We start from the raw sequence: 6,809 nt of genomic DNA, 5'->3' as shown, positions 1-6,809 counted from the left end.
ATACAATAGAAGGTCAAATATGGGGACAATCTTCGATGTGTTAATGAAAAAGATGGTGAAATTTGAATAAATATCAATAAAATCAATAGATAACAAGGGTGCTCTAAGCGCCTATACCTATAAATTTGCATCAGACGGAACTGTGTCGGCGCCTGGTATTGCCCTAGACAACTTTAAAATAGTAGGTACCCCCATAACTTTGTTACCAGAGATTGATATTCAAGGTAATGGGACCTCAATAGTAGATGGAGACATAACCCCCAGTGCAACAGATTTTACCGTTTTTACCAGCATCTCTATCAACACAAGTACAACTAGGACTTATGTAATTAGAAATACGGGGCCTGGACCATTAACCGTAGGTACTTATACCATTACAGGAGCAAATGCAAGTAGTTTTGCAGTAACTACGCCACCACCTACCAATATTGCTGCTGGTGGATCAGCAAATATTGTAATAACATTCTCGCCGACATTTGCTGGTGTCCATAATGCAAACTTTACAATATATAACAGCGACACGAACGAAAACCCTTATAATTTTAGCTTCCAGGGTACGTCCACAGATTCTGAAATTCATCTTTATTATGGGACTCCCGCTAATCCAATTCCTGATAATACCTATAGTGTTTCTGTTGCAACTGGTACTAATTTCGGAAATACTACCGTTGGAACTCCAGTAATACGCACTTTTACTATTATAAACCAAGGTTCACTGCCGCTAATATTAACCGATACCCCAAGAGTAAGAGTTATTGGCACTGGTGCAGCACTTTTTTCTGTTTCACAACCAGCTGTATCGTCAGTACCTGCGGGCGGAACAACAACATTTACCGTAACATTTACTCCTTTAGTTCTTGGTAAAACTGTTTGCATACTATCTATACTGAGTAACGATTCTGACGAAACTAAATACGATTTTACCATTCAGGGAGTTTGTGTAGTTTCATCTGGTGCAGAAATTGACGTACAGGGAAATGATGTATCAATTCCTGATGGAGACATAACCCCAAGCACTGCCGATTATACTGACTTTGGAACTACTTTTGTAGGTGTTCCAATAACGATTCCATTTTTGGTATATAATTTCGGGCCATCTAATTTAACATTTAGCGGTGGTAACACTATTGTAACAGCACCAGCAGGATCTAATTTTACCATAACACCCATGGCAATATTAACATCACAATCATTTTTAGGTGGTGGTTCAGTAACTAGTTTTAATATTACTTTTCCCGCAACTACAACAGGAACATTTACGGGGTCTGTGGTACTAAATAATAATGACTCTAATGAAGGTCCTTATAATTTTAATGTAAGGGTAACCGTTGTTGCAGCGCCCACTCTTACCGTGGCGCCCGGTGGAGTAACAGGAAATTTAAAATTATGGCTAAAAGCCAATAGAGAAATTGGTACTATTCCAAACAACAGTATTGTAAGCACTTGGGTCGACAGTGCTTTTGGGAATACCAGAAACGCGATTGCAAAAACGAGTTTAGAACCTATTTTTTTGAACAATGCTACTGACAATGTAAACTTTAACCCTGTAATTCGTTTCGATGGTAGATCGTCACTATTTGGAGGTCAAGGGTTCAATAATCACGATGTATTTATTGCCCTTAAAACGGGTATCGTTACCAGAAACTCAAACTCATATAGTGTTTTTTGTGGAGATGATGTTGCTGTTAATCCAGGAAATCAAGATATAACAGGTTTTTCAATGGGCTCTCAAACTTCTAGATTTGCTAACGAAGTAGTTTCTTATAACCAAGCTGCAAATACACGTTATGGTGAGGGAGAACTTGATTTAGCATTACAACCAAAATCCTATTCGGGAGCAAATATTTTTAATCCTCGGAAAAGAATCACGGGTGCTGGGGGTCTTATAGATATTTTTCACAATGGCTTAAGACTCACAACTTCAGGTGTTAATACCGGTACTTTCACTGATATTCGTAATACTAAATATTTTATAGGAAGAAGCGAATACTATGATGCAGATTTAGTAGGGGACATATTAGAGATTATCACCTACGATGCCCGAAATACCGATGCCGATAGACGAAAAGTAGAAACCTATTTGGCACTAAAATACGGTATCACTTTAGGTGTAAATAGCACCAGTCTTGATTATGTAAATTCTGATGGAACAACTATTTATACGGCAGCAGCAGGGTACAACACGAACATAGCTGGTATTGGTAGAGATGATAAATCAGAATTAAATCAAAAACAATCTAAAACCGAATACACTATGGACGATGTTACTATGGGGCTTACCACTATAGAAGCTACAAACTCGGCGAATACAAGCACTTTTGCAGGAGACAAAAGGTTTTTGATTTGGGGGCACAATAATGCTGTATTAACACAAACCCCTCCAGTTATAGTCGATTTGAGCAGTGATATTACTCCATTATTAAATTCCAAAGTAGATTTTATTGGTATAAATAGAGTTTGGAAAGTGGTAGAATCTGGTGGAGATGTAGGAACGGTAAAAGTTTCTGTACCAAAAGCAGTCATCGCGGCAACGATTAACCCTCCAGGCGATTTTTTAATGTTTATTTCTGACTCTCCAGTTTTTTCACCAGCAGCAGAATATAGAATTATGAATCTGATTGGGGAAAACTTAGAAACAAATTATGATTTTAATGGAACAAAGTACATCACTTTTGGGTACGCCTCAGAAAGAAGATATGTAAGATCCATAGATTTTAATGGCACATCAGATTATTTAGATGGAGGAAATGTTTTAAACTTAACCAATAATTTCACAGTATCGGCATGGGTAAAACCTGGGACATCAGCAAACATGTCTATTTTATCAAAAAGAAACAATGCTTTTACACAAGGATACGATTTATCATTAAACGCTTCTGGGAAATTAGTTATGAGATGGATGAATGGAACTATGCAAACAATTACCTCTGTCACAAGCATACCAAATAACATTTGGCATAATGTAGCCGTTATTTACAACGGAACAAATGCAAAAATATACATAGATGGAGTTCTCGATAAGACACAAAATTTGTCAGTCCCTATAGCGAGCAACGACTCCTTCTTGGTGGCAGCTGCAAACGGATCTGGTGCTACTCCTACTTCCTATTTTAGAGGAACAATTGACGAAATAAGAGTTTGGGATGTTGCCTTAACTGAAAATCAAATGCGATATGTCATAAATCAAGAAATTCAAATTAATGGTATTGCAACAACTGGACGTATCATTCCTAGTACTATTACCAAAAATGACATCGGTTCGATTCCTTGGACAAATTTAAAGGCCTATTACACTATGTCTAGATATACTTATACCAATACCAAAGATGAATCGGCTAGTAATTTCACATTAGCTTTAAAAAACCTAAATTCTGTCGACAGACAAACTGCACCACTACCCTACGAATCAAATTCAAATGGAGCATGGCAAACTCCTGCAACGTGGTTAAACAATGCAGTTCAGGATTTACCAAATAGTCTTTCCATTGTTGACGGTGTAACGCCTGTAGATTGGAATATAGTTAGAACATCACACAATGTGTCCTCAACAGGAAACAAAACTGTTTTAGGATTGATGGTTAATAGTAACACACTAACAGCATCCAATGACACAAAAATAGAAGTAACCAATTACTTGAAGTTAGACGGGAAAATAGACTTGGTTGGAATGTCACAACTAGTTCAAACTCTAGATTGCGATTTAGATATAACTAGTGCAGGCTCTATTGAAAGAGACCAACAAGGACAGGCTAATAGATATAATTACAACTATTGGTGCTCTCCCGTTAGCCCAATAAATATAACAGCTAACAATACGAATTATACAGTTGCCGGCATTATGAAAGATGGATTTAATTCAACTCCAAGGAATATCAATTGGATTGGAGGCTATGACGGTGTTGCAGGAAATGCAACGACCCCAATGAGCATTGCCCGATATTGGTTATACACATTTGATAACAAAGCAAATGCGTATGCCAATTGGAATAAAATTACTGAATCATCACCAATTCGAGTTGGCTTAGGTTTTACTATGAAAGGCACCGAAAACCCAGCCTCTTTTCCAAATCGAATGGCACAACAAGGATCAACAAAAAAAGTAAGTGCTGCTACCGTAACACAGAACTTCACCTTTGTAGGAAAACCTAACAATGGATTAATCAACTCAAATACTGTTTTGCCTGATCAACTATTATTAACCGGAAATCCATATCCTTCAGCTCTAAATGCCGATGCCTTTATAAACGACAATATAGGTCAAGGAATTGATGGAACATTATATTTCTGGGAACATTATACTAGTAACACTACACATGTTTTAAAAGACTATCAAGGTGGTTATGGGGTAAAAAATCTTGTTGGTGGCGTTGCTCCTGTTTCCTCTGGGGTAGATTTTATCAATCAATCGGGAACCAGCACCAGAGGTATACCAAATCAATATGTTCCAGTGGGTCAAGGTTTCTTTGTGAATGGAAAAGTGGGTTCCGGCGGAGCGATAATCTTCAATAATAACCAAAGAGCTTTCTTAAAGGAAAATGATGCTGCCAATTCGAACGTATTGTACAAAAAAGGTTTAAGTTCATCAAAAGTTGAAGCAGTAAATCATTGGAATGACAATTCAAATGACACTCCTCAAAAAGACACTTTCAAAAGAGTTCGATTAGGATTTAATGCTAACAATAATTACCATCGCCAAGTATTATTAGGATTCATGAACGAAAGAGCTACTAGCGAAATGGATTATGGTTATGACGGTATAAGCCTAGACGATATCCCAAATGATATGTATTTCTTGAATGGTGAAAACCAATTGGTGATTCAAGGTGAAGGTTATTTCAACGAAGATGCATCCTACCCTATTGGAATAAAAACGAATATTGAAGGAAAGGTTTCCTTAACTATTGATGGTCTTGAAAATTTTGATTCCCAACAAAAAGTTTATATTTATGATGGGCAGGAGAAGACATATACCGAAATTCAAAAAAATGCATTTGAAGTGAATTTGCCAGCTGGAGTAAATAACTCCCGTTTTTCGTTACGCTTTAAAGACAAATCACTGTCAACTGAAAAAACATTAAGTGTTGCCGAAAACAACGCCAAATCTAATGAAATCGAAATTGCCCATATTCAAAACAGCAATACCCTTAAAATCGCGAATAAATCAACTGAAACAACGGTTGAGAAAGTAACTTTATTCAATATCGCTGGACAATCAATTGCAACTTGGAAAATTGAAAATCAAGACCAACAAAGCATTCTAATTCCAATTAAAACAGTTAGTGCGGGCGTATATATCGCAAAGTTAAATACTACTAGCGGAGAAGTAAGCAAGAAATTAATCATCAAATAATTCGAAATTTTGGATAACAACATTAAACCGAAAGCAAAATTTATTAAGGAAACATTAACTTGTTTAGTCCTTTTGTATGCATTTTTCTTATTATATTTGTTATCAATATTGGATATCATTCCTTGTCTATAACAATTAAATTTATATTAAAATGAAAAAATTATTTACTGTGTTGGCTATAGCTCTTTTCTCGGTGGGCATTAGCGCACAAGAAGCTAAACCAGCTAAAAAAGAACCAGCTAAAAAAGAAGCTTGTTGTTCAAAAAAAGAAGCTGATAAAAAAACTTGTTCAGCCGAAGAAAAAGCAAAATGCTCTACTGCAGAAAAAAAAGAAGCTAAAGCATGTTGCTCTAAAAAAGCATAATTTTGCTCTTACAAACAAAAAACGTCTCGAGAAATCGAGACGTTTTTTGTTTGTATCAAAACGGGATTTATCCACACACCAACTTAAATGACATTATTTGTCTTATTTGGTTAAAAATTGGTGTTTATGCCAATACCGCTTTCAATTCTTCAAAATCAAGCAAAACTTGTTCGCCAGAAACTAAATTCTTCAAAGCAAATTTTCCTTCTTTCATTTCATTCTCACCAACAATCACAGCGTACGGAATACTTCGTTTATCAGCGTGTTGAAACTGTTTTCCGACCTTGGCTTTATCGGGATACAATTCTACTTTCACACCAAATTGTCTCAATTTCACAATCGCTTTCATTGCATAAAAAGCTTCCTTTTCACCATAATTGATAAACAAAGCTTTTGAAGTTGAAGTCACCGTTTCAGGAAATAAATTCAATTCTTCGATAACCAAATAAATTCGGTCTAAACCAAATGAAATTCCTACTCCACTCATATCCTTCAACCCGAAAACCCCTGTCAAATCATCGTATCTTCCGCCGCCACCAATAGAACCCATAGAAACTGTTTTTGGAGCAGCAACTTCAAAAATAGCTCCAGTATAATAATTCAATCCACGAGCTAAGGTTACGTCTAAATCTAAAACCGCTTTATTCAAACCCAAATTAGACACGTTATCACAAATAAATCGCAACTCTTCAACACCTTTCATACCTTCCTGAGATTCAGCTAGTAAAATAGAAAGCTTTTCGATTTTCTCTGAAATACTACCAGTGAAATGAAACAACGGTTGCACTTTTTCTATCGCAGATTCAGCGATTCCTTTTTCGATCATTTCTTTTTTGACACCATCCTCACCTATTTTGTCGAGTTTGTCTAAAGCCACCGTAAAATCAATCAATTTATCTTTAGCTCCAATCACCTCAGCAATTCCCGAAAGGATTTTTCGATTATTGATTTTTATCGTCACACCTTCTAAACCCAATTGGGTAAAAACCGAATCGTACAATTGTACCAATTCGACTTCTTGCCACAACGATTTCGAACCCACAACATCGGCATCACATTGAAAAAACTCTCTAAAACGCCCTTTCTGCGGACGAT

Annotated in this window: 3 protein-coding genes; 2 read left to right on the top strand and 1 reads right to left on the bottom strand. The window is 36.4% G+C overall.

Features of this window, described 5'->3' with window-relative positions:
* Positions 1–199: 199 nt before the first annotated feature.
* Positions 200–5,350: a choice-of-anchor D domain-containing protein gene (locus ACIQ1E_RS13255; protein ID WP_396171789.1), complete on the top strand. Its 5,151-nt coding sequence runs from the start codon at positions 200–202 to the stop codon at positions 5,348–5,350.
* Positions 5,351–5,501: 151 nt separating this feature from the next.
* Complete coding sequence (locus ACIQ1E_RS13250; RefSeq protein ID WP_315148439.1) at positions 5,502–5,714, top strand: hypothetical protein; 213 nt, start codon at positions 5,502–5,504, stop codon at positions 5,712–5,714.
* Positions 5,715–5,838: 124 nt separating this feature from the next.
* Here ACIQ1E_RS13250 and ACIQ1E_RS13245 read toward each other — a convergent pair.
* Positions 5,839–6,809: histidine--tRNA ligase (locus ACIQ1E_RS13245; protein WP_396171788.1), on the bottom strand; the 971-nt coding region annotated here is incomplete at its 5' end.

The sequence above is a fragment of the Flavobacterium sp. genome (genome assembly GCF_044348915.1).
GTDB lineage: Bacteria > Bacteroidota > Bacteroidia > Flavobacteriales > Flavobacteriaceae > Flavobacterium.
This window is presented reverse-complemented; position numbering and strand designations above follow the sequence as displayed.